The sequence below is a fragment of the Pseudosporangium ferrugineum genome (genome assembly GCF_003002065.1).
Taxonomy (GTDB): Bacteria; Actinomycetota; Actinomycetes; order Mycobacteriales; family Micromonosporaceae; genus Actinoplanes; species Actinoplanes ferrugineus_A.
The window spans coordinates 73,908-97,426 of record NZ_PVZG01000009.1 but is presented as its reverse complement, the minus strand read 5'-3'; the positions used below and the strand labels follow the sequence as shown (position 1 = coordinate 97,426).

20 protein-coding genes are annotated in these 23,519 nt (G+C 72.6%); 9 read left to right on the top strand and 11 right to left on the bottom strand.

The genetic code is table 11. The features are described 5' to 3' along the window. Positions 1 to 299 precede the first annotated feature (299 nt). Both CLV70_RS19910 and CLV70_RS19905 read left to right on the top strand, forming a co-directional pair. Positions 300 to 734, top strand: coding sequence for a DUF4913 domain-containing protein (locus CLV70_RS19910; RefSeq protein ID WP_106128042.1), 435 nt, complete (start codon positions 300 to 302; stop codon positions 732 to 734). Between the two features lie 65 nt (positions 735 to 799). Beyond that, entirely contained in the window at positions 800 to 1,918 is a 1,119-nt protein-coding gene (locus CLV70_RS19905) for a hypothetical protein (RefSeq protein ID WP_146164105.1), read from the top strand. Between the two features lie 158 nt (positions 1,919 to 2,076). Here the strand turns inward: CLV70_RS19905 and CLV70_RS19900 are convergent, their stop codons facing one another. Next, positions 2,077 to 3,492 carry a GGDEF domain-containing protein gene (locus CLV70_RS19900; protein ID WP_146164104.1) on the bottom strand — a complete coding sequence of 472 codons (1,416 nt, stop codon included), beginning with the start codon at positions 3,490 to 3,492 and terminating at the stop codon, positions 2,077 to 2,079. Between the two features lie 94 nt (positions 3,493 to 3,586). Here CLV70_RS19900 and CLV70_RS39170 point away from each other — a divergent pair, with 94 nt between their 5' ends. Next, positions 3,587 to 3,775, top strand: a complete 189-nt coding sequence (locus CLV70_RS39170) for a hypothetical protein (RefSeq protein ID WP_146164103.1) — start codon at positions 3,587 to 3,589, stop codon at positions 3,773 to 3,775. Positions 3,776 to 3,781: 6 nt separating this feature from the next. On the opposite strand, the gene CLV70_RS19895 is transcribed toward CLV70_RS39170, so the two are convergent. After that, positions 3,782 to 5,638 carry a polysaccharide biosynthesis protein gene (locus CLV70_RS19895; protein ID WP_342750383.1) on the bottom strand — a complete coding sequence of 619 codons (1,857 nt, stop codon included), beginning with the start codon at positions 5,636 to 5,638 and terminating at the stop codon, positions 3,782 to 3,784. A gap of 144 nt (positions 5,639 to 5,782) precedes the next feature. On the opposite strand from CLV70_RS19895, the gene CLV70_RS19890 reads away from it, so the two are divergent. After that, positions 5,783 to 7,264: a tyrosine-protein kinase domain-containing protein gene (locus CLV70_RS19890; protein ID WP_106128039.1), complete on the top strand. Its 1,482-nt coding sequence runs from the start codon at positions 5,783 to 5,785 to the stop codon at positions 7,262 to 7,264. Here CLV70_RS19890 and CLV70_RS19885 read toward each other — a convergent pair. Continuing rightward, entirely contained in the window at positions 7,245 to 7,838 is a 594-nt protein-coding gene (locus CLV70_RS19885) for an arsenate reductase/protein-tyrosine-phosphatase family protein (RefSeq protein WP_211303818.1), read from the bottom strand. The two genes, CLV70_RS19890 and CLV70_RS19885, sit on opposite strands and share 20 nt — an antisense overlap. Positions 7,839 to 7,909: 71 nt before the next feature. On the opposite strand from CLV70_RS19885, the gene CLV70_RS19880 reads away from it, so the two are divergent. Further along, positions 7,910 to 8,521, top strand: coding sequence for a sugar transferase (locus CLV70_RS19880; protein ID WP_106128038.1), 612 nt, complete (start codon positions 7,910 to 7,912; stop codon positions 8,519 to 8,521). 9 nt (positions 8,522 to 8,530) lie between these two features. Here CLV70_RS19880 and CLV70_RS19875 read toward each other — a convergent pair whose 3' ends face one another. From CLV70_RS19875 to CLV70_RS19855, 5 genes are read right to left on the bottom strand one after another with little or no spacing between them, the layout of a single operon-like run. Then, entirely contained in the window at positions 8,531 to 9,682 is a 1,152-nt protein-coding gene (locus CLV70_RS19875; RefSeq protein ID WP_106128036.1) for a glycosyltransferase, read from the bottom strand. 6 nt (positions 9,683 to 9,688) lie between these two features. Then, positions 9,689 to 11,791, bottom strand: coding sequence for an acyltransferase family protein (locus CLV70_RS19870; RefSeq protein ID WP_106128035.1), 2,103 nt, complete (start codon positions 11,789 to 11,791; stop codon positions 9,689 to 9,691). Further along, positions 11,788 to 13,290 (bottom strand): hypothetical protein, encoded by a 1,503-nt coding sequence (locus tag CLV70_RS19865; protein ID WP_106128034.1) that lies wholly within the window; start codon positions 13,288 to 13,290, stop codon positions 11,788 to 11,790. Before CLV70_RS19865 ends, CLV70_RS19870 begins: the two co-directional genes overlap by 4 nt. Continuing rightward, complete coding sequence (locus tag CLV70_RS19860; protein WP_106128033.1) at positions 13,287 to 14,582, bottom strand: lipopolysaccharide biosynthesis protein; 1,296 nt, start codon at positions 14,580 to 14,582, stop codon at positions 13,287 to 13,289. Before CLV70_RS19860 ends, CLV70_RS19865 begins: the two co-directional genes overlap by 4 nt. Continuing rightward, positions 14,579 to 15,778 (bottom strand): glycosyltransferase family 4 protein, encoded by a 1,200-nt coding sequence (locus tag CLV70_RS19855; RefSeq protein ID WP_106128032.1) that lies wholly within the window; start codon positions 15,776 to 15,778, stop codon positions 14,579 to 14,581. The genes CLV70_RS19860 and CLV70_RS19855 overlap by 4 nt, the downstream gene beginning before the upstream one ends. A 132-nt stretch (positions 15,779 to 15,910) precedes the next feature. On the opposite strand from CLV70_RS19855, the gene CLV70_RS19850 reads away from it, so the two are divergent. After that, positions 15,911 to 17,737: a DUF4012 domain-containing protein gene (locus CLV70_RS19850; RefSeq protein ID WP_106128031.1), complete on the top strand. Its 1,827-nt coding sequence runs from the start codon at positions 15,911 to 15,913 to the stop codon at positions 17,735 to 17,737. 55 nt (positions 17,738 to 17,792) lie between these two features. Further along, positions 17,793 to 18,314, top strand: a complete 522-nt coding sequence (locus CLV70_RS19845; RefSeq protein WP_146164102.1) for a hypothetical protein — start codon at positions 17,793 to 17,795, stop codon at positions 18,312 to 18,314. A gap of 102 nt (positions 18,315 to 18,416) precedes the next feature. On the opposite strand, the gene CLV70_RS19840 is transcribed toward CLV70_RS19845, so the two are convergent. Next, the gene (locus tag CLV70_RS19840; RefSeq protein ID WP_106128028.1) at positions 18,417 to 19,070 is read right to left on the bottom strand and encodes a response regulator transcription factor; all 654 of its coding nucleotides are present in this window, start codon (positions 19,068 to 19,070) and stop codon (positions 18,417 to 18,419) included. Between the two features lie 182 nt (positions 19,071 to 19,252). Next, the gene (locus tag CLV70_RS41135; protein ID WP_245908337.1) at positions 19,253 to 20,533 is read right to left on the bottom strand and encodes a thaumatin family protein; all 1,281 of its coding nucleotides are present in this window, start codon (positions 20,531 to 20,533) and stop codon (positions 19,253 to 19,255) included. Between the two features lie 82 nt (positions 20,534 to 20,615). On the opposite strand from CLV70_RS41135, the gene CLV70_RS19830 reads away from it, so the two are divergent. Then, positions 20,616 to 21,521, top strand: coding sequence for an LLM class flavin-dependent oxidoreductase (locus CLV70_RS19830; protein WP_106128027.1), 906 nt, complete (start codon positions 20,616 to 20,618; stop codon positions 21,519 to 21,521). 1 nt (position 21,522) lies between these two features. Here the strand turns inward: CLV70_RS19830 and CLV70_RS19825 are convergent, their stop codons facing one another. Beyond that, positions 21,523 to 22,173, bottom strand: coding sequence for a GntR family transcriptional regulator (locus CLV70_RS19825; RefSeq protein ID WP_106128026.1), 651 nt, complete (start codon positions 22,171 to 22,173; stop codon positions 21,523 to 21,525). 74 nt (positions 22,174 to 22,247) lie between these two features. Between CLV70_RS19825 and CLV70_RS19820 the strand changes: the two genes are divergently transcribed. After that, positions 22,248 to 23,519: an outer membrane protein assembly factor BamB family protein gene (locus CLV70_RS19820; protein WP_106128024.1), complete on the top strand. Its 1,272-nt coding sequence runs from the start codon at positions 22,248 to 22,250 to the stop codon at positions 23,517 to 23,519.

Below are 23,519 nucleotides of genomic sequence, written 5' to 3'. Positions count from 1 at the left end.
GGCGGTGGTGCAGCGGGCTTTCCGCCGGAACTCGGCCACCGGGCCCCGAAGGGCTGTTTCGCTGGCACTTCGCGCATCCGTGCGCCGGCTCGGGCGCGGGTCGGCCGAGAAGGGCGGGCCGACCGACCGTCCGGCCGGGGCTGCGCGGCCACGGGCCGGCCCAGGCGAGGCTGCCGGCGTTTGCGTCGATCCGGACGGCCGTAGGACCGGCCTTCGGCGTTTCTTCCCGGACTCGTGAACCCGGGCCTGGCGGCGGCCGTTGTTCGAGCAACCGGTGCCCGAGGGAAGAGGCATGACTCATGACACAGGCGTTGCAGGAGGCCGAGCAGCCTGAGAAGAAGCGCCCTCCAAAGGCGTTCTTCATCTTCTATCTGGAAGGCGAGGAGTACGTCGAGGAACTCCGGCGCCTGGCGATCTGGGTGGAGCGCCTGCTGCTGCCGGTCTACGGCGGCGAGGTCACCTCGTCGTCGCCCTGGTGTCCGCGCTGGCGCGAGCATCCGGAAGCGATCGGGCAGCTGCATGCGTTGTGGCTCGCGTGGCAGGTGAAGACCGGCCCGGAGGCGGAGGCGCTCGGCCCGCTCGAATGGCATCGGGACTGCCTGGGTCACGTGATGGAAACGCTCCGAAACCCGTCCGGACCGTTCGCCGGATGCAAGCCCGGGGCGCACCGGGCCAAAGAACGCCCCACCATCGAGAACGACGGCTTTTTGGGCAATATGCCCCGGCGGCCGTGAACCTCGACCTATTCGTGTCCGTTGCAACGGCGATGGACAGAGTCCACTGATCTTCAGGAGGAATCGTGGGAAGCGGAAGTCGGTCAAGTAGGAAAAATCAGTCAAGTAACAGCAATCAACTGCGGCGCAGAACCACCTACCAGCCCGTCAATTTTGGCCGACGGGCATCCCAGGAACTCGCCGATCTGGCGGTGGCCGCCGGAGTAGATCCCGATCAGACTTTGCAAGCGGTTGACATGGCAATCGCCGAGCCGGAGCATGCTTCGTCGCAAGGTTGGTTTGAGTGGGTCAAGCAGCGCGCGAACCCCAACGGTCCGATGTTCAAGACGCTGCAGGAGTACGGCGCCGTGGCATCCGGGACGGGTACGGCTATCGGCCAGATGATGGGCAATTCGACCGGCAAGGCGGTCGGTGCCGCGATCGAGGCGCTTCCGGCCGTTGCCGGGATGTATAAGGAAGCCTACAACGGTTTCACCGGCGCGGGGCCGTTCAATCCCGTGATGCTCGCGGGTTACACCGCCAGCGCCGTGGCCGGTGGAGGTATGAAAGCAGCCGGCGAGTACCTCGGTGGTAATGAAGAGACCGAGACCCTGGGCAATTTCCTGCAGGGCGGTGGCACGTTTGCGACCATGGCGGGCGCCGGCCTGGGCCAGTGGGCAACGAACAGGGCGGAAAAAGGTAAAGCTCCGGCGGACGACCTGGAGGCGACGGCCGACGTCGAACTGACCGCATCGGCGCCCCACCCCAACCAATACCCGTCGCGGCCGGCCTCACCGGAACCGGAACTGTCGACCTACAATCAGCCGACCTTCGGCTCTTCGAGCGGTTTTCAGGCTCCCTACGGTTCTTCGAGCGGAGTGGCGCCGCAGGGCGGATGGCAGAGTGTCGACTTCGGCGGCCATGACCACACGCAGACGCAGGGCAGTGGCTCGCCGGTGTCTCCCGGCGGCTCGCCGACGCACTTTGCGCAATCACCCACGCAGATGCCAGCCGACGATTCGCTGCTTCAAGACATGTCGAACTTGAATATCAGCAACCCGGTTGACTCGTCGACGGCGTTCTCCTATGGCCATGCCGGGCCGAATCGGACCAGTACCACCGACGCGTACATGGTCACGGAGCAGCCGAAGCCGCATCGGAAGAGCACTGGCCAGCAGAAGAAGCAGGTTCACTACGCTAGGTGAGCGGCATTCCTGGACGAGCGGGGGCGGGGTTCCGCCCCCGCTCGTCGGGCCGGCGTTGTACGCCGCGCTGCGGTGCTGGTAACGGGCCAGGGCTACCCGGTCCGCCGATGGGTAGCGCGGTCACGTCCGAGCGCACGTGACCGCGCTTCCCTGACGGCTCAGGCGGGGGCCATGTCTGGGGTGAAGCGTTCGATGCGGCCGCGGCCGTTGTTCTTGGCCTGGTAGAGGGCCGTGTCGGCGTTGTGGATCAGGGATTCGGCCTGGTCGGCGTACTCGCCTACGGTGGCTATGCCGATGGAGACGCCGATGCGGACCGTCTGGCCGAGGACCTCGAAGGGCTCGTTGAGGTAGTTCTGGATGCGGTCCGCCACGGCGAAGGCGTCGTCCTCGGTCTGGAGGCCGCGGCAGAGCACCAGGAATTCGTCGCCGCCGAAGCGGCTCACGAAGTCCTCCGGGCGGGTTGCCGCGACGAGTCGTTCCGCGACCGCCTTCAGGAGCGCGTCGCCGGCGGCGTGGCCGTACGTGTCGTTGACCGGTTTGAAGCCGTCCAGGTCCAGGAAGAGGGCCGCGACCGGGCCGCTGGCGGGGCCCGAGGTCGCGTACTCGCGGCGCCACTGGCCGATGGCGGCCTCGGTGCTCTGGAGGAACAGGGCGCGGGTCGGGAGGCCGGTGAGCTGGTCGTGGAGGCGGGCGTGGGCGACGCGTGCCGAGCTGGTCAGCATGCCCGCGCCGATGACCATCATCAGGACCACGGCGGCGGCGAAGGCGGCGAAGATGAGCCAGGCGCTGCGGGCCGTGCGGTCGTACGGGGCCAGCAGGGCGGCGCGGGGAGTCACGACGATCGCAAGCCAGTCGCTGCCGGAGACGTCGCCGGCGACGAACTGGTTGTGATTCACCACTCCGCGGCCGGGCTTGCTCGCCGCCGCGGCGAGGGCGGTGTCGGGGAGTTTCGCGCCGATTGCGGTGGCGTCCGCCGCGACGATCACGTGGCCGGTGCTGTCGACGACGTACGTCTTCGCGCCCGCCACGCTGACGACGCTGTGCAGCAGGATGTTGATGTCCGTCGCACGCTGCGGCATGACCAGGATGCGGGTGCCGCCGCCGACGCTGTACGGCTGGAAGGCGTAGACCCACGAGACGCCGTCCTCGGTGACGAGGTCGCTGAACGCGATCATGCCCGTGCGGAGTGCCCGGTCGAGGGCGCCGTCGCCGCCCAGCTTCGCGACCCGGCTCAGGGCGCTGTCCGACGACGCGCCGAGCGGGGTCCCGTCCGGCTTGATGACGGCCATCCAGGGGAGGGAGGCGTCGAGGGTGCTCACGAGGGCCTCGGTGAGCGCGTCGCCGTCCGAGGCGAAGGCGGCCGTCGCCAACTCGCGGGTCTTCGGGTCGCTGGCCAGCAGCGTGTCGCCGGTCAGTCCGGCGGCCAGCCGGGCGCGCTCGTCGAAGGCCTGCAGCACGCTGGCCCGGGAGCCGGCCTGGGTGTGCGCGAGGTAGAAGCCGGCACCGGCGACCAATCCGAAGCCGAGCAGCACGGCGCAGGCGAGGGCGACCTTACGCAGGATCGACGAAGACATACCCTGCTCTTCGGCAGCCGGGGCGACCGTCTGAGCGAGGTTCGTAAAGGCCGGGCCCCCGCGGCCGAATGGGTGCGGTATCGACGACCGAGGAGTGGATCTGGTGCTGAGCTGGGCGGACGTGCTGCAGGCCGTGGTGGCCGGGGGAGCCGGCATGCTGGGCGTCTATTCCGCCGAGGGCGCCCTGCGGTCGCTGCGGCGGCGCGGCGTGTGCCCCGGGCAGTGGACCCGGTCGCGGTCGTTCCTGGTGCAGCGCGACAAGTCCCGGCTGACCGCCGACTAGGAAGGGCTAGGAGGAGCGGTCGACGGAGGCGAGGACGCCGCCGGGCGCCGCGGCGGTGGCCGTGTCGTCCACGCAGAGGCGGGCCAGTTCGGCCGCGAGGACCGGGGGCTCGGCGTACGGGTTGAGCAGGCGTACGCGCTCCGGGTCCAGAGGTGGCACCGGCACGTGGGAGATGGCCGGGTGCAGGGGCCGTACGTCGAACTCGCCCGTACCGAAAAGGTCCTCGTGCAGTTTCTCGCCGGGCCGCAGCCTGCCGTATTCGATCGCCACCGGTTTCGAGGCCAGGGCCGCCATCTGGCGGGCCAGTTCGGCGATCTTCACGGGCTTGCCCATCTCCAGCACCAGCGCCTCGCCGTCGCGGCCGATCGCGGCCGCCTGGATGACGAGCTGGACCGCCTCCTGAATGGTCATCAGGTAGCGGGTGACCTCCGGGTCGGTCACCGTCAGGGGGCCGCCGGCCGCGATCTGGGCGCTGAAGGCGGTCAGGACGGAACCGCGGCTGCCGAGGACGTTGCCGAAGCGGACGCTGAGGAAAGTGCCCGGGCTGACCCGCGCCGTGTGGGCCGTGAGGCGTTCGGTGATGCGCTTCGAATACCCCAGCACGCTCACCGGGTCGGCGGCCTTGTCGGTGGAGATGTTGACGAACCGTTCGACGTCGCGGGCCGCCTCGAGGACGTCGAGGGTGCCCCACACGTTGGTGTACAGCGCCTCGGCCGGGTAGCGCTCGAGCAGCGGCAGATGCTTCAGCGCCGCCGCGTGGAACACCACCTGGGGGCGCCGGGTCGCGAACACGTGCCGGATGGTGTCGGCGTCCCGCAGGTCGGCCAGGATGATGGCCGGGTCGTCGAGCAGGGCCCGTCCGCGCAGGGACAGCTGGACGGCGTGCAGCGCGGACTCGTCGCGGTCGAGCATCAGCAGTTCGGCGGGCTGGTAGCGGTCGATCTGGCGGCACAGCTCCGACCCGATCGACCCGCCCGCCCCGAGGACCAGCACGCGTTTGCCGGTGAGGAATCCGGCGACCGCTTCCACGTCGGTGTCGACCTGGTGGCGCCCGAGCAGGTCGGTGATCTGGACGTCGCGGACGTCCGCCACCTCGACCCGGGTGTCGATGAGCTCGCTCATCGAGGGCACCACCTTGAACTCGGCCCCCGCGCCGAGGGTGATCCCGCGGATCGAGCGGATCAGCGCGGCGTCCGCGTTGGCGACGCAGAAGACCACCGTGGTGGCCCGGGTCGCGGTGAGGGCGGCGGCCAGGTCGCGGCGGGAGCCGAGCACGGGTACGCCGCAGGCCCGCAGGTGCCGTTTGGCGGGGTCGTCGTCGAGGAGCCCGACCGGCCGGTACACGCTGCGCGGGTCGGTCAGCATCGAGCGCAGCACGCTGATCCCGGTGGCGCCGGCGCCGAAGAGCACCACCGGCGTCGTCGTCTCGGGATCGGGACGGTGCAGGCGTTCCCGCTGGACGCGCCGTACGTAACGCGCGGCGAGCATGAGCACGAGGGCGACCGCGCCGCCGAGCAGCGGGGCGCTGGCCGGCACCGGCCGGGCCGGGACGAGCAGGTCCGCGATCAGCAGGATCTGCGAGGTGATGACGGCCGAGCCGGCGACCGCCCGCGCCTCGTCGAAGGTGCCGTAGCGGTAGCGCCCGCGGTAGAGGTAGCCGAGGTGGCCGACCGCGCTGTGGACCAGGGCTGCCGCCAGGGCCGCGCCGGCCGCGCGGGCGAGGAGCGGGGCGTCCATCGCCAGGCCGTACCGGGCGATGACGGCCAGCATGATGCCTGCCGCCCAGGCCGTCTGATCCAGCAGAAGCGGTCCGATTCGCCGCAGGCCGCCGCCTACCGGGGCGATCGTCGAGTGCACTGCCACGGTGTCCCCTCGCTGCACGTAGGTGATGGAGGCGACGTTATATAAGGGTTCGGCCCCATGGCCGCAAAAGTGACGATTCCTCCCGCTGGTACGGGGAACGGTTATACCCTTTTGGCATCTTTTAGCCGATCCGCGGGAGGTCACATGGACGTGCGGGATTATCTGCGGGTCCTGCGCAAGCGGTGGTGGATGCTGCTCGCGGGGATCGGAGTGGCCTGCGGGCTCGCCGGCATCCTCACGTCGCAGATGACGCCGCAGTACGCCACGTCGGTGACCTTCTTCGTCACCACTCCCAACAACGGGGTGACCGACGCGTACCAGGGCGGGCTCTTCTCGCAGCAGCGGGTGAAGTCGTACGCGACCCTGCTGACCGGCGACCGGCTGGCGAAGGTGGTCGCGGCGAAGACCCCCGGGCTGGAACTCACCCCGGCCGAGGTCCGCGAGCGCATCACCGCCGAGGCGCTGCCCGAGACGGTGCTGCTGCAGGCGACCGTCACGGACGGCTCCGCGGAACGGTCGCGCCTGATCGCCGGGGTCCTCGCCCGCGAGTTCACGACGATGGTCGAGGCGCTGGAGACTCCGCGCGACCGCACCGCCTCCCCGATCAAGGTCGAGGTGGTCGCCGGCCCGACGGGCGGTGACACCCCGGTGTCGCCGAAGCCGCTGCGGAATCTCGCCCTGGCGGCCCTGCTCGGCCTGCTGGCCGGGGGCGTCGCCGCCGTGCTGCGCGAGACGCTCGACACCACGGTCAAGACGGCGGACGCCCTCCACGAGCTCGCCGGGGCGCCGGTGCTGGCCGGGGTCCCGTTCGACGCGGACGCCCGTTCCGGTCCGCTGCGGCTCACCGGCAGCGGGCACTCGCCGCGGTCCGAGGCGCTGCGGCAACTGCGGACGAACCTCCAGTTCGTCGACGTGGACCGGCCGGTCAAGACGCTGGTCATCACCAGCGCGATGCCGGGCGAGGGCAAGTCGTCGACCGCCTGCACGCTCGCCGGTCTCTTCGCCGAGGCCGGGCAGCGGGTGCTCCTCATCGACGCGGACCTGCGCCGGCCCCGGATCGCCGACTACCTCGGCCTGGAGGGCGCGGTGGGGCTGACCACCGTCCTCGCCGGCCGCGCGTCGATCGCCGACGTCGTGCAGCCGTGGAGCGAGGGGATGTGGGCGCTGCCGAGCGGCTCGCTGCCGCCGAACCCCAGCGAGCTGCTGGGCTCGCAGCACATGGCCGACCTGCTGGAGCAGTTCCGCGAGCAGTACGACATGGTCATCGTGGACTGCCCGCCGCTGCTGCCGGTGACCGACGGCGCCGTGGTCGCCGCCCGCGCCGACGGGGCGCTGCTGCTCGCCCGGTCCCACAAGACCACGAGCTCGCAGATCCAGACCGCGGCCCGGGCGCTGCAGTCCGTCGACGCCCGGCTGCTGGGCTGCGTCTTCAACATGGTCTCGGCGAAGGGCCCCGAGGGCTACTACTACGAGCAGTACGGCATGACCAGCCAGCACCGGCGCGGCGCCTGGCGGGACCGGATGCGCGCGCCGGCCACCACCGAGCTGCGCGACCTCATGGCGTGCGGCGAGCCGGAGTCCGCGCCGGAGCGCCGGCTCGACGAACCTATCGGCTCGGGGCGATGAGCTGCGCCGTCACGCCGGCGATCCGGTCGAGCTCGTGGGCGCAGCGGCGGAAGACCTCGATCGGCATCCGTACGGGGTCGGCGATCTCGTCCTGCTCCGCCGGGGGTACGGGCAGGTGACCCCGCACCATCGGGATGCGCTCGATGATGCGCCCGAGCCGCTGCGCCGGGGTGCCCGGTTCCAGCGGCGCCGCGACGGCGACCTCGGCGGCCAGCCGCCCGAACTGGGGGAGGGTGAACGCGTGCTTCACCGCCGCGGGCTCCATGGCGACGGCGACGGACCGCTGCCGCCGGGTGGCGGTGAGCACGAGATCGGCCCGCTTCACCAGCGCGGGGGTGAGCCGGCGGGAACGGAACGCCGTGCCGTCGAGGCCGTGCTCGCCGAGCGCCTCGACCGACAGCGGGTGCATCGGGAGGTCCGCCCACGCGTCGGTGCCGGCGCTGAGGATCTCGAGCCCGCCGGCCGCGGGGCCGAGCCGGCTCTCGAGGGCGTGGCGCAGCAGGTATTCCGCCATCGGCGAGCGGCACAGGTTCGCGTGGCAGACGATCAGGACGGCGAAGCGGTCCGCGGTCACGGTGGTCCTTCCGGAGCGTCGGGCGAAGAACGGCTGATGTCCACTATGACCGAAAGTTCCGAGGGGCGAGGGTGACTCGGCGCTACGACGTCGTGAAGCGGCTGGCCGACATCGCGGGGGCGGCCGGCGGCCTGCTCGTGCTCTCGCCGGTGCTGCTCGCCGTCGGCTGCTTCGTCGCGGTCACCCTCGGCCGGCCGGTCCTGTTCCGGCAGGTTCGCGCCGGCCGCCTCGGCAGGCCGTTCCCGCTGGTGAAGTTCCGGACGATGACGCCGGACGGCGGGGCGGCCGGGATCGCGCAGGACGCCCAGCGGATGACCCGGGCCGGACAGCTGCTGCGGGCCACCAGCCTCGACGAGCTGCCGACCCTGTGGAACGTGCTCCGGGGCGACATGAGCTTCGTCGGGCCCCGGCCGCTGCTGACCGCCTACCTCGACCGGTACACGCCCGAGCAGGCCCGGCGCCACGAGGTGCGCCCGGGCATCACCGGCCTGGCCCAGGTGAACGGGCGGAACGCGCTCGGCTGGGAGGACAAGTTCGCGCTCGACGTCCGGTACGTCGACGAGCGCGGCCCCGCCCTCGACCTGCGCATCCTGGCCCGTACCGTGCGCACGGTGGTGGCCCGCGACGGGATCTCCGGTCACGGCGTACCGACGACGGTGGAGTTCCTCGGCAGCGACAGGTGACGCGGGGACTCATCGGGCCACGCGCTCGATGAGGTCGGCGAGCCGGGCGGCGGCGGCACACCGGTCGAACCGCTCGACCATCCGCTCCCGGGCCCGCGCCCCGCGCGCCGGCAGGCCGCCGGAGAGGAACGCGAGATGCGCCTCCTCGAGGGCCGTCAGCAGGACCCCGGCGTCGCCTCGGGGCACGACCCAGCCGCATTGCGCGTCGACCGTCTCCGGCAACGCCCCCGCGTCGCTGACGATGCACGGGACGCCCATGGCGCCGGCCTCCACCGCGGCGCCGTGGTTCTCCGACAGGGACGGGCTGACGCTCACGTCCGCGGCGTCGTACATCAGCCGCACGTCGGGCACCGACGACCGCCAGACGACGGTGGGGTCGTCGGCGAGGCGGAAGCGGGCGATGAGCTCCCGCCGGTGGTTTTCCCCGGCGGCGTCGAACCCGCCGCCGACGAGCAGGAGCCGGGCGTACGGGTGCCGCGCGGCGAACGCCTGCCACGCCTCCAGCAGCACGTCGTGCCCCTTGATCCCGCGCCCGCGGTGCACGCTGCGCTTGGGGGCGTACGTGTAGGCCACCATGATCGCTACGAAGGCGCCGGGGTCGAGGCCGAGCGCCGCCCGTGCCCGCGCGCGCCGCGCGGCGTCCGGCGGGGTGAAGCGGGACACGTCCACGCCGTACGGGATGACCGGGGTCCGGGTGGCGGGTAGGCCGAGCGTCCGGTAGCGCTCCGCGGTGTGCTCGCTGCCGGCGACCGTGACGTGGTCGAGGCGGGCCAGCGCGCGCTCCGCCGTACGGATGACCGGCGACTCCAGATAGAGCGGACCGGCGACCATGTGCACCCGGGGCAGCCGCAGGCCGATGCTGCACAACCGGGCCGCGAGCGCGGACGCGTAGAGGTGGTAGTGGAGCACGTCGGGCGCCACGGCGCCGATCTGCCGGCGTAGCCGCCACAACCCGAGCAGGGTCCGCGGCGCCGGCCGGAAACTGAACGAGAAGGCGCTCTCCACCGTGGGCACACCCAGCTCGTCCAGCGCCTCGCGGAGCCGGCCCGGCCCGGGCGGGAGCAGCACCGTGACCCGATGGCCCCGGCCGCGCAGCTCCTCGATGTGCGGCACCGTCCACAGTCCACCGTTGGCGGTTTTGAGCAGCAGCAACACGTGCACGGGGGCCTACCGCTTCCGGGCGACGAGGGCGTCGCCCAGCCGGTCGGCCAGCGTGCGGGCGTACGTGGCACTCAGGTGGTTGGAGTCGCGATAGACCACTACCCGGCCGATGACGGCCGCGCACGGGTCGGTGGGGCAGATGGCGTCGCTGAGGTCGACCAGCCGTACGCCCGCCATTCCCTGGACCGCGGCCAGCTGGTCGGCGCCGCCCTCGGACGACGCGCGATCGTAGGCGCAGGCGGTCAGCCGGTTGCGGTGCGCGGAGACGCACTCGGCGAGGTCCCGGTGCGGGTGCGGGGTGTCGCGCAGGACCACCACCGGGACGGAGGCCGCGGTGAGCGCGCGCAGGTGGGAGCGGAGGCCCTCGGCCGACGCCGACACGCTCTCGCCGGCGCCGAGGATCTCGCCGTCGCGGACCACCTCGTAGGAGCTGCCGCTCACCACCACCAGGTCGGGCGGGTCGGCCAGCAGCTTCGCGAGGACGTTGCCGTTCCAGCGCAGGCAGGTGTCGTACGGCTTGTGCACCGGGTGCGCCACCTCCATAGCGGCGAACGGGCAGGCCGACTTCGTGTACGTGATCAGCCGCCAGTGCCGTCGGGTGGCGGCACCCTCCAGCGCCGGAACCCATTGCGTGGCGTGGGAATCGCCGACCAGCGCCACCGTGAACCTGCCGGTGCGGTGGCCGTACTCGCAGCGCAGGGGCGCGTCACCGCGGTCGTCCTGGTGACATTTCCGGGCGTAGGACTCCGGCACGTCGAGGCGGATCGCCGTGGTGTCGGGGAGCAGCCGGGCGACCCGGTCGACCGGTGCGCCGCGCCGGTCGCCGCCCGGCGGGTCGCGGAGCACCTCCGCCCCGATCCGTTCGCCGGCCGCGGCGGCGGTGCCCGCGGCGAGAGTGTCGACGGTCGTCGCGCGCCAGGCGGTCGGCCACACGAAGAGCTGAAGGAAGATGAGCACCGCCGCGACGGTCGCCCCGGTCGCCAGCACCCCGGAGCGCAGCGCGGCGGCGGGCGTGCGGTGCCAGCGCCGGTCCCGCCGTACGGGGTTCTCCACCAGCCGGTAGGTCAGCCAGGCGGGCAGCACCGAGGCGAGGGCCACGCAGACCGACGCCGCGACGGGCATCGGCCCGTAGCGTGCCTCCGCCAGCGTCAGCAGCGGCCAGTGCCACAGGTAGATGGAGTAGGACAGGGCACCGACGAACCGCAGGGGAGCGGTGTCGAGCAGGAGCGCGGGGCCCTTCCGTCCGGCGGTGGCACCGCAGGCGATGATGCCGGCGGCGCCGAGGGTGGGCAGCAGCGCGGCGTGGCCCGGAAAGGCCGTGGTGCTGCTGTACGCGGCGACGGCGTACCCGATCGCGGCGACGCCCAGCCAGCCCAGGCCGGCGGCGGCCACGGCGGGCAGCCGCCGGAGCCAGGGGGCGGCGACGGCCAGGATGCCGCCCAGCGCGAGCTCCCACACCCGCGTGGTCGTCGCGAAGTAGGCGGTCCCGGGGTCGGTGGCCGTGGCGCGGACCGACTCGGCGAGGGAGGCGGCGAAGACCGCGGCGAACGCGACCGTCAGCCACACCTGGAGGCTGTTGCGGCCCACCCGGGCGTGGTCGTGGCGGGCGCGGGCGTACCGGGCCCAGGCCAGCACGACGACCAGCACCAGCAGCGGCCAGACCAGGTAGAACTGCGTCTCCACGGACAGCGACCAGTAGTGCTGGACGATGCTGGGCGCCGCGTCCTGGGAGAGGTAGTCCGTCGCGCGGGCCGCGAGGCGCCAGTTGACCGCGCCGAGACTGCTCGCCAGCACGTCCCAGGCGGTGTCCGACCATCGTAGCGACGGCAGGAAGAGGCGGGTCAGCACGAGGGTCGACAGCAGTACCACGCACGCGGCCGGCAGCAGGCGCCGGGCGCGGCGGGCGTAGAAGTCGGTGAGGGACAACCGGCCGGTCTCCCGGAACTGGCCGGTCAGCATCCGGGTGACGAGGTAGCCGGAGATGACGAAGAAGACGTCGACCCCGACGAAGCCGCCCGGGAGCCAGGTCAGCTCGGCGTGCCACAGCAGCACGGCGACCACGGCGACGGCGCGCAGCCCTTGGATGTCGCCACGGAATCCGGCCTTCATCCCGCACCCCCGGCCCGGTGCGGCGACTGCCCGGCGGTGGGCCAGGTCAGCGTCACGAGGATGACGAGGACGACCGGCAGGACGTGCTTGAGCGAGAACCACACCAGGTTGTCGGCGTCCCAGGACAGGACGCTGATGGTGACCACGGTGAGCGATGCCGACAGCAGCTTCGCGGTGGTCCGGTCGCCGCGCAGCGCCTCCCGGCAGTAGCGCCGGGCCGCGCGGACCAGCAGGCCGAGCACCGCGAACGAGAGCAGGCCCCCGCCGATGCCGAAGTTGAGCAGCGCCTCGCCGGTGATGCCGTACACCCGGGAGGACCGCAGGCCGGCGTCGTACGCGCCGGTGCCGTAGAGCGCGTCCGTGCCGACGGCGACCTTGCCCGGTGGCCGGTCCGGCAGCACGCCCAGGGGTACGGCGATCAGCGGCGCCGCGAGATAGGTGGCACCCATGACCGGCTCGACCCGCCCGGACCGCAGCCCGTCGAGGATCGCGGCCTGGATGTCGGCGCGGCCCAGGTCGCCGAGGAGCACCGTCGGCACGTCCCGTCCGGTGCGGTCGGAGACCTCGGCGACCGTGCGCCGGCCGTTGATGATCTCGAGGACGTCCGTGCCCGCTCCCTTGTAGAGGCCGTACGCGTACATGAAGACCGCGAAGCCGGCGACGAAACCGGCCAGCGTCTTCCGGGAGATCCGGCGGACCAGGTAGTGGATGAGGATGACGCCGACGAGCACCGGCCAGACGGTGTTGTTGCGGCTGCCGCGCACTCCGGAGACGACGAACTGCACGGCGGCGAAGCCGAGCCAGAGCGAGACCAGCACGGCCGGACGCTCGGCGAGGGGCCGGCGCCAGCGCACCACCGCCACGGCGAACGCCAGCAACGGGAACGATTCCGCGACGATGAGCATCCAGCCCAGGCCGGCGAGCTCGGTCCGGTTGCTGGTCATCGTGGTGAGGAAGCCCTGCACGCCGCCGAACATCATCACCTCGGCGGCGAACGCGGTGACGCCCAGCATCACCGCCGCGACCCCGGCCCGCTGGAAGACCGCTTCGTTCAGCTCCCGGTGCGGTCCGCGCCGGGAGGGCCGGCTCCTCATAGACAGGATCACCCGGTAGACGGCGAGTCCGGCCATGTTGAGGATCGCCATGGCGCCGAGGCTGTCGCGCCACCCGTCGCTGGGGTACGTCTCCCACATCCAGTAGTCGAGGACGACGTGCAGGATCGGCGCCACGTAGAAGAAGTGCAGCCCCATCAGGGCGAGCAGGGCCTGGGGATCGAGGACGTCGCACCGGCGGCGCAGCCACTCGATGATGTCCGCGCCCAGCAGGACCGCGCAGATGGTGACCGGCACCAGGAACCAGTGGCGCAGCTGCGGGTCCACCGTCGCCAGGATGATGCTCACCATCGACAGCAGCACGCCCGCCAGCGCGGTGGTGCCGCGGTCGTCCGCCGGTGCGGTGCGGGCCGGCGCGCCGGGCCGCCGGATCGCGGTTGTGGTCATACCTCTGGGCTCCTCACCGGACGGGTGACGCGGGACGATGGGTTCCTCACCCGGCGCAGCAGCACGGCCTTCAGCGCGCCTTCGCCGGCCATGGTCACGACCACGGCCCACGCGGCGCCGGCCAGCTCCAGCCACGGCACGAGCACGGCCGCCGCGGCGACGGCGAAGACCAGGGCCGCGGCGTTGACCGCGAGCTGGTTGCCGAAGCGGCGGGTGGCGGACAGGGCGGCGTTGAGGAAGAAGACGACGCCACCCAGGAGGGCGGCCACGGTCAGCAGCGTCAGGATCGGGGCGTTGCGGGCGTACGCGGGCCCGTAGAGCACGCCGAGTGCGGCCGGACCGAGGACGGCGACGGCCGGTACCACCACGACCCCGGACGCGAGGGTTCCGGCGCAGAGCCCGCGGGTCAGCCGCAGCACGCCGCCGAGGTCCCCGGCCGCGTGCATGCGGGCCATCCGGGGCAGCACCACCTGGGTGATCGCGCCGAACACGACGGTCGCGCCGACCACCACGTAGCCCAGTGCCGCGAAGACGCCGAGCGGCGCCGGGCCGAGCTCGTGGGCGACGACGTACCGGGGGACGTTGGCGGTCAGCGACGAGCAGCCGTACGCGACGCCCAGCGGGAGGGTTACCACGAACAACCGCCTCAGCCGCGCGAGGGTGGGAGCGGCGTCGGCGGAACCGGTGTCCGTGCCCCGCAGCGGCCGGGCCGCCCACACGCAGAAGCCGACGCTCGTGACGGCCGACGCGACCACGGATCCGGCGGTCGCCCACACCAGGCTGCCGAGCACCGGCAGGAGGCAGAGCGCCACGGCGGTCAGCACGCCGTTGGCGCCGAGCGACAGGGCGATCAGCCGCATCCGGTCGTGCCGCTGGAAAAGCCCCAGGTAGATGTCGCCGATGCCGTCCAGCGCCTTGGCGAAGCCGACGAGGACGACGACCGCCGCGCCGCCGGGTGCCAGCAGCGGCGCCACCACCACGATGACGGCCAGCGCCACCGCCATGCCCGCGATGCGCAGCCGGAGGTAGTCGCCGAAGCGGAACTCCGGATCCGGGTCGGTGATCTGGGCGGTGCGCATGCCGAGGCCGGCCAGCAGCACGACGGGGGCGCCCAGCGCGAGACCGAGGGCGTACTGGCCGACCATCCCGGGGGTGCCGACGCGGGCGAGGGCCACGATCGCGACCCACTGGCCGGCGGCGGCCAGCACGGTCCCGCCGAGACTCCAGGCGAGCATTCCGGTCACCGGTGCCCCCGGGCCGGCCACCGTACGGCGCAGGGCCGGCCGCGTCACCGTCGTGCGCGCCCGGGGGCGGCCGCGCAGGTCCGGCGTACGGCCGTGTAGAAGTCCGTACGCCGGGGAGCGAGCGTGGCGGCGGCGAAGTCCCGGGCCCGGGCGAGGTTGCGGGCGGAGGCCGCCGCCAGCCGGGGCGGGTCGGTGAGGAACGCCTGGATGGCCTCGGCCAGGGCCGCGGGATCGTCGGGCGGCGTGAGGTCGGCGGGGTCGAGCGCCTCGGGGATGCCGCCCACCGCCGAGCCCACCGCGGGCAGCCCGCGCGCCATCGCCTCGATCAGCGCGCGGCCCTGCCCCTCGGTGCGGGACGGCATGACGAAGAGGTCGGCGGCGTCGAGCAGGTCCCGTACGGCGGCGCCGGTCGGCAGCAGGCCGGTGAAACGCACCCGGTCGGCGACCCCGCGCGCGGCCGCGAGCCGCTCGAGCGCAGCACGGAACCGGCCGTCGCCGGCGTGGACGAGGCGCACCGCCGTCCCGCGTCCGCGCAACACGGCGACCGCCTCGATCAGCGTGTCGATCCCCTTGTAGAGCTGGTCGAGGGAGCCGATGGAGACCAGGACGGGGGCGAGCGGGGCCGGTATCCCGCCGCGCGGCGCCGCGGCGAAGGCGGACTCGGGCAGGTCGACGCTGGAGTAGCCGGCCGTGACCACCGTGGGGCTCGCGGGGTAGCGGAGCTGGAGGACGTGCTCGGTCACGTAGGCGACGGCGGCTGCCTCGCGGCACTGGGCGCGCAGGTTGCGGGTGTACCAGGCGCGCAGCAGCGGGCGCAGGGGGTGCGCGACCACGCCGGGTCCGAAGACCTCGTGCGGGTCGCCCACCACCTCGAGCGCGTACGGCAGCCCGGCCTCGCGCCGCGCGGCGATCAGCGGCCCGGCGACGGCCGAGGGCACCCGGGCGATGACCGCGTCCGAGGGGCCGGCGGCGCCGCGGACCGCCCGGCGTACCGCGGCGGCGCGGGTCAGGTACTCGCCCGGGCCCCGGTACCAGGGCACCGGCCAGACCTCGACGTCGTCCCCGTCGACCCGGAGCGCGCCCGCCGGCGGGGCGGGGACGTCGCGGACCCGGGCCACCACCCGTACGTGGTCGAAGACGGCGAGGTAGCGGTCCCAGAAGGACCGGGTGGGCGGGGTGAGGCCCCACACGCGGCCGTCGGGCGTGCGGTCGAATCGCGCCTCGACCGGGACGACGACTCTCACGTCGTCGGCCCGGGATCGCCTGAATACGCCGGAACGAGCACGAAACCCATTCAAGCCAAACCGGCCCCCCGAAGTAGGAGATTCCGGAACTATCACCGTAAGACGGTCGAGTCCGACGAAGGAGCTGCTGACGTGGATCCCAGGCGGGAAGTTCCCGGCCCCGAACCGGACGAGCAGGCGAAGGCCGGGACGCCGCGGCGCAGGTGGGTCCGGCGCTCGCTGATCGCGGCCGGCGTCGTCGGCTGCCTGGTCGCGGCGGGCGGCACGTGGGTGGGCGCCCGCGGATTGAGCGCGCGGGACCATCTTCAGGCCGCCGCCGCCCTCGTGCCGCAACTGCGGGCCCAGCTGACCGCCGGCGATCCGGGCGCCGCACGGACGCTCGCCGCGCTCCAGGCGCAGACGCGGGCGGCCCGCGCGGACACCAGCGGCCGGAGCTGGCGGGTGGCCGCCCGGTTGCCCGCCGTCGGGGATGAGATCGCTGCCGTCCGTACGATGGCCGCCGCCCTCGACGACCTGGCCCGGGACGGCCTGCCCGCCCTGGTGGAGACCGCCGCCACCGTCGGCCCGGCGGCGCTGACGCCGAAGGACGGACGCATCGACCTCGCGCCCCTCCAGCGCGCCGCCCCGCGCCTCGCCGCGGCCGACGCGGCGGTCCGCCGGGCGCGCGAGCGCGTCGACGGGATCGCCCTCGACGGCCTGCGGGAACCCGTCCGGTCGGCGGTCGGCGACCTGCGGGCGCAGCTGGCGGACGCCGCGGCGGTGACCGCGACCGCCGACCGCAGCGCCACCCTCCTGCCGTCCCTGCTGGGGGCGGAGGGCCGGCGCACCTACCTGGTGCTGTTCCAGAACCCCGCCGAGCTGCGGGCCACCGGCGGGATGCCCGGCGCCTTCGTGGTCCTGCGGGCGGACCGCGGCCGGATCGGCATCATCGACCAGGGCGCCGCCTCGGACTGGCTGGTCTTCGACCGCCCGGTCCTGCCGCTGCGGCCCGCCGACCGCTCGCTCTGGACGGACAAGCTCGGCGTCTTCCCGGCGGACGTCAACGTGACACCGCATTTTCCCACCGCCGCCTCGCTGGCCCGGGAGATGTACCGCAGGCGCTCCGGCCGTACGGTCGACGGGGTCTTCGCCACCGACCCGGTGGCGCTGTCGTACCTGCTGCGGGTGATCGGGCCGGTTCCGGTGCCGGGCGGCCCGGCGCTCACCGGCGCCAACACCGTGCCCACCCTGCTGTCGCGGATGTACGCCCGGGACGTCTCCGTCGAGCGGCAGGACGCCTTTTTCGCCGCCGCCGCCCGGGCCACCTTCGACGCGATGACCAGCCGCAGTTTCGACGCGCCGCGGCTGCTGGCGGCGCTCGCCCGGGCGGCCGGGGAGCGCCGGCTGCTGGTGTGGAGCGCGCGGCACGCCGAGAACCGGCAGCTGGCGGGCACGGTGCTGACCGGGGTGCTGCCCGCCGCGGACGGCGCGCGCCCGACCGTGGGGCTGTTCCTCAACGACGGCAGCGGCGCAAAGCTGGGCTACTACCTGCGGCAGTCGGTGGCCGTGAGCACCGGCGGGTGCCGCTCCGACGGCCGGCGGCGGCTGACGGTCCGGCTGACGTTGCGGTCGGTGGCGCCCCGGGCCGGGCTTCCGCCGTACGTGCTGGGGCTGGGCCTGGCGGGCGATCCGTACACCGCGCGGACGGTGGTGGCCGTCTACAGCCCCGCTGGCGGTCACATCGAGCGGATGAGCCTCGACGGGGCCCGGACGATGTTCGGCTCGGGGCTGGACCGGGGCCGCGGCGTGGGGCAGGTGGTGGTCGATGTGCCGGCCGGGGGTTCGCGCACGCTGGAGGTCACCGTGCTGACCGGGGAGTTGCCCCGCGTACCCGTGCGCCCCCGGCTCTGGGTGACGCCGGCCGTGGCCGCCTGGCAGGAGTCGATCGAATCAGCGGACGTCTGCCCGTCCGACCGCTAAGTTAAGTTCGTAGGTATATGAATCTTTTATCCGAATAACCGTAGAAAGGATGCCTGTGCGAGCACTACGCGGTTTCCTGGTCATCTGTGCGGCTCTGTGTGCCATCTTCCTGGGCTCCACCGCGGCACAGGCCGACCCCTACCCGGTGGGCCCGCCCGCCGCCGGGGTGTCCGACGGCAGCGTTTCGACCGGCAGCTCCGTCCGCTTCTCCGGCCGCGGCTTCGGCGCCGGAGAACTCGTGCGGATCACCGTCAACGGCAAGGTGGTCGGGACGGTGCGGGCGTCCGCCGACGGCACCTTCTCCACCGTGGTCAAGCTGGCCGGCCTCGACGGCGACGTCGTGCTGTCCGCCGCCGGTGTCGAGTCGGGCGTGGTCGTCAACGCGAACGTCCGGGTGAACGCGGGCGAGAGCGGCGGCGGCGGCGAGGACGCGGACGACGTCAACGCCGGCGACGCCCTGCCGACCACCGGGCCGTCGATCGGCGACCTGGCGAAGTACGTCTACGGCGGCACCGCGGCGATCATGCTGGGCACCGGCCTGCTGTGGTTCACCCGTCGCCGCCGGGCGTCCGTCTGATCACTGCGGGTACCGGAGCTTCCTGGAACGTATCGGCGGCGCCCCGACCGGGGCGCCGCCGATACGGGCGTTCGGGCTCTCGGTGGTCGGGGTGGCAGGTTCTTACGCGGCCGGTGTGGAATGCCGACCGTGCGAGAAATGGCCCAGCTCGATCGCCATGCGGGTCAGGTCTGCCTTGTTGTTCACGTTCAGCTTGGCGCGGATCCGCTTGGCGTAGGTGTTCACGGTTGCTTGTGACAGTCCCATCCGCGCGGCGATCTGGGCGTGCGTGAAGCCGGACGCGATCCACCGCAGCGTCTCGATCTCGCGGGGCGCGAGGCCACTCTGCTCGGCCTGCGCCTGGTTGGCGAGCTCGAACTGGAACTGTCCGACCATCCGCGGGCAGATGTAGAACCCGCCCTGCACCATGATTCGCATCGCCGCACGAACATCCTGCTGCTCGGCGAAACGGCTGATGCAACCCCGAGCGCCGGCCCGGATCGTCGCGAGCAGCGTCGGGGAGCCACCCCACGTCGAGCTGACCAGTGCGCGGCCGAGAGCGGCCACCTCCGCCACTTCCTGCACGTTCACCAGGTCGATGTGCGGAAGGTCCAGTACTACCACGTCGTACGAGCCGGCGGTCCGACGTAGCTCCGCCACCGAGCCCACCGCGGACACGACCCGCAGGCCGGTGTCGTCGGACGCCAGCTTCTCCATTCCGGCGCGGGAGACGGGATGCTCCGCGACGATGGCGACTGTGAACACGCGCTCCTCCATGGCTGCTCTGCCCGTTCGGCAGGGTCGACCACAAGACGGACGGAGGATGTCCCCGGTTCACGGGCGGAGAGGACGCGCGCAGATTCCGGCAGCACGTCCCTTTGAGGGACGTCGCCTGTCCCCTGCGCACCGCGGGCAGCGAACGTCAGGTCCGCTGCCCGCGTTCTGCTCAGCAGACGGGCTCAGGCTGTGTGCCACTTCTGGTTGACGGACCCGGCACACTCCCAGATCTGTAGCGGCGCGCCGTCAGCCGCGTTCCAGTCCTTGATGTCGAGGCACTTGTTCGCCTGCGGATTCACCAGATCGCCGGCGGATGACAGGACCCATTGTTGAGCCGGGTTACCGCTGCAATTGGCGATCTGGACGACAGCACCGTTGTCCCTCGACCCCCAGGCGACGTCCATGCAGAGTTTGCCCTCGGTCCGCAGGGACCCGCCTGCGAAGGTCCACCTCTGCCCCCTGCTGCCGTTGCAGGCGGACACCTGTAGCGGAATTCCGTCGGACAGGTTGCCGTTCCGGACGTCGAGGCATTTGCCCTGCCAGTCGTTCACGATCGCGCTGGAGACGGCGGTTCGCTCTCCGCTGTACTGCGCGACTGGCGGCTTCTTCACCGGCGGCACGACAGCGGGCGGTACCACGGCCTGCGCGGGGGCCGTGCCGTTGCCGTGGAAGGTGATCGTGAAACCCGAGCATTCCTTGCACTGGAACATGGTCTGGTTGCCGATGACGGCATCCTGCTTGGACCAGCTGTACGCCTTCGGGCATTCGCCGTTGAGCGCCCGGCTGTAGTCCGTTTCCGCATCCCGGTTGGGGTTGATGCAGTTCAACGGCTGACCCTGGTCATCGCGGATCAGATTGCCCTCCGGGCAGACCTTGAGGAACGGTTTGGCGCAGCCCGCCTCCCCGCAATGCTGGGAGTTCGGCACGGGCGCCGGGCCGCCGGTGGGCGTGATCGTGATCGGCAACGACACGGCGTTGACGTAGCTGATGTTGTACCAGGGTGAACCGTACGGGTCCGAGGGGTCGAAGTTGAACTCGGCAAGGCTCGCCGGCCTCTCGGAGTTGATCGCGCAGTGGTCCATCGCGTTGCCGCAGTCACCGACCGCGCAGTGGAACGTGCTACCAGGCTCGCCGGTGCACCGTTGCCGGGCGAAGAACTTACCCCGCCAGTGTCCCGGCCCGGACGTTTCCGGAATCACGATCGAGGCCCGCTGACCCGGTTCCAGGATCGGCAGGCTCCCGAAGTTCTCGGAGCCGTCCGCGTTCACCGTGCTGCCGATCCAGATCTTTTCTCCGCTGTCATTGGCGAAAGTAACCGTATGATTGGCCGCTGCCTGCGCCTTCGCCCCGCCGGCCAGCGCGTCGCCGAGGTTGGCGACAAGTAGGCCGGCAAATACGACGAGTGCTGCCGCGATGGCCAGCGTCCGCCGCGGAAGGCGTCGTGCGGCAACAGATTTATCCATGACGTCATGATGGGGGGCGTTCCGGGTACTTATCCACGTCTCCGAACAGATGTCAGAGCGTCTCCAGAACGGACGGACAGGAATGGCCGATTTCGCGCTCCAGGTGCAGCCCGCAGACGCCGCCGATTGGCTGGAGACCGCCCGGCGGGCCGAGGCGGCCGGCTTCGGCACGCTGCTCGCCGCCGATCACCCCGGCGTCTGCGCGTCCCCGTTCGTGGCGCTGGCCGCGGCCGCCGCGGTGACCTCCACGATCCGGCTCGGCTCCTACGTCTCCAACGCCGGCGTACGGGAGCCGATCCTGCTCGCCGCCGACGTGGCCACGCTGGACGTGGTCTCCGGCGGCCGGGCGCTGCTGGGGATCGGCGCCGGGCACACCCCGGCGGAATGGGACGCGGTCGGCCGGGTGCGGCCCGGTGTGCCCGGCCGGGTGGACCGGTGCCTGGCGGTGGCCGAGGCGACCGTACGGCTGCTCGCCGGCGAGACGGTCACCGTGGCGGGCCCGGAGCTGACGATGCTCAACGCCGTCCTCGAGAAGCCGCGACCGGTGCAGGAACGGATCCCGCTGCTGGTGGGCACGGCGAACTCGCGCCTGCTGGGCTGGGCGGGCGAGCACGCCGACATCGTGGGGCTCACCGGCTTCGGCCGCACCAAGGCCGACGGGCACCAGCACGAGGCCCGGTGGCGGCTCACCGAGATCGACGCGCAGGTGGAGCTGGCCCGCTCGGGCGGCGGCGCGGCGCTGGAGGCGCTGGTGCAGCTCGTCGAGATCACCGACGACGCCGGCGCGTTCCTGGCCGAGCACGCCGAGCGGCTGGGCATGAGCGTGAGCGAGCTGCACGAGGTGCCGTTCGTCCTGGTGGGCACCGCGGACGAGATCGTCGCGGCGGTGCGCCGGCATCGCGAGCGGTGGGGGATCACGCGCTACGCCGTACGCCGGAACGCCCTTGATCTGCTCGGCCCGCTGCTGCCGCGGCTGGCCGGGGGGTGAGTCACTCCCGGAACAGGTGGTTGGCCACCAGCGTGCGGAAGTCGGCGTAGATCTGCCGGTAACGCGTGATCGCGCCCTGGTTGTCGCCGCGCTCGAGCAGCTCCAGCACCTCGTCGTGGCCGGTCGTCCAGACCTGCCAGAGGTCGCTCTCCGCGCCCATCGCCAGGATCCGCAGGGTGCGCGCGACCACCAGATCGACCATCGACTGCAGCTCGCGGTTGCCGCTGGCCAGGATGGCGATCGTGCTGAAGTCGGCGCCTGCCGCGCCGGCGGCGAGCACATTGCCGGTGCGCAGCCCCTCGACGAACTCCTTCTGCCGCTGCCGCATCAGATCGAGGTGGGTGGCGGTCAGGTTCTCCACGCCCCACTCGAAGCCGGCGCAGGCCAGGACGCTCATCACATCGATGAGCTCCAGCGCGTTCTTCTGGGTGACCTTGGTGACGTGGCGGGTGCGGTTGGGGGCGATGTCGATCAGGCCCTCCACCGAGAGCTGGGCGATCGCCTCGCGCACGGGCGTGATGCTGACGCCGAGCCGGGCGGCGAGCTCGGCATCCTTGATCAGCGTGCCGGGCGGGAGCTCACCCGTCACGATCTCGTTCCGGAGCTGGCGCACCACGGCGGCCGTGCGGGTCGGCGGGACCGTATAGGACATACAGTCAGCCTACTCATCGTCACCGGAGGCTGTGGGCGTACCCGTAGCGGCCCTTCGCGGCGCATGCTGAACGGGTGACGAACGCCGTACCGGTGATCGATCTTGATCTGGCCCCGCCGCGCCCCCGGGCGGCGTCGGAGGGCCCGCGCCCGATGGTGGTCCCGGCGCTGCTGGCGGCCGTCCTGCTGGGGGTCAGCGCGGCGGCACCGCAGGGGACGGCGATGGCGCCGGTGCTGTCGGCCGGGGGCGCCGCCGCGGCGGCCTTCACCCTCGGGCCGTCGGCCTTCTACACGGCCGCCCTCGGCCGCGGCACCGACGGCGAGCCCGGGGTGACCCGGTACGACCTCCCGGGCGGAGACCGGGCGTGGGCGACGGCGCTGCCGCAGAACGTCCGGTCGCTGACCCTCGACCCGGACTCCGGCGTGCTGCTGGCGCGGCCCGGCAACGGCCCCCGGATGACCTTCCTGGACGCGGCCGACGGCACGATCCTGTGGCACCTGGAGTCCGCGGCCACCTCGGCGGTCGCGCTGACCGGCGCCCGGGTGCTGCTGCGCAGCGAGTTGAGCGACACGAACACCCGGCTGACGCTCTCCGACGCGCGCACCGGGATGCGGGTATGGACCCGGATCGTCGACACCCGCGCGGAGATCGCCAACGACCTGTCGGAGCACCCGGACCGGATCGTCCTCGTGGGCCTCGACGGGCGGGTCCTGACGCTGCGCTTCGCCGACGGGTCGGTGCTCGGGGACGGCAGGCTCGGGGTGCCCCTGTCGAGCGACCCGGCGCAGCCCCGCTACGCGACGGCGGCGGTGGCCGGGGAGCGGCTCTACCTGTCGCGGCGGGAACGGGAGGGCACGTCGCTGACCGCGTACGGGCTGCCCGGGCTGACCGTGCGGTGGACGGCGAAGGACGTGCCGGTCGGCGACGTGCACGACTGCGGGCCGGTGCTGTGCGTCGCGCACGGCCACGGGCTCAGCGGGCTCGACCCCGGGAACGGGTCGGTGCTCTGGACCCAGCCGGCCTGGACCTCCGCGGGGGTCACGCCGGACGGGGTGCTGGTGGCGTACGAGGGGGCGAACAACCCGGAGTCGGTGGTGATCGACCCGCGCACGGGGGCGGCCGTCGAGCGGCTGGGGCACGTGCTGACGGTGGAGGGTGTGCGGCTGCGTACGGACACCGGCCGGGGCCGGACCTGGGTCAGCGTCACCGACCCGGCGGACGGCAGGGCGCACACCGTCGGATCGCTCGACGCCGCGGTGCCGTACGGCTGCGAGGTCCGCGCGCCCTACCTCGCCTGCCCCACGGTTCCCGGCCCGACCGGCGTCTGGCGCCTGCCCCAGCCGTGA